Raw genomic sequence first — 330 nt, 5'->3', positions numbered from 1 at the left:
TTTGGTGCATTATTTAAAGGCGCTGTCGGAGCATTACCCGCATTAACCGAATATTGTGAGCATTTAGAGCGAAAACGACGACAAGGCGCTGCAAATTGTCAGCGCTGGCTGTGCGCTTAAGCATTAATTCTTGAAAAACCACCATCTTCCTTATACTTGATTGATATCAAGATTTTCTGCTGTGCTGAATTTCTTAGATGACCATAAATCACTCATTTAACGATAATATTTTAGCCATATCGATAAAAATTGATGAGTTGATCACATCGATCGTAACCCTCGCCAAAGCCATGAAAACGAGTTATGTTATTTGTTCAAGAAATGGGTGGC

The 330-nt window shown here is 39.1% G+C and carries 1 pseudogene; it reads left to right on the top strand.

The window, feature by feature from the left end:
* Positions 1 to 120 (top strand): annotated as a pseudogene (locus CXF88_RS22110) (transposase); the annotation flags it as partial.
* Positions 121 to 330 lie beyond the last annotated feature (210 nt).

This window comes from Shewanella sp. ALD9 (assembly GCF_002836315.1).
In the GTDB taxonomy this organism is placed as follows: Bacteria; Pseudomonadota; Gammaproteobacteria; order Enterobacterales; family Shewanellaceae; genus Shewanella.
This window is presented reverse-complemented; position numbering and strand designations above follow the sequence as displayed.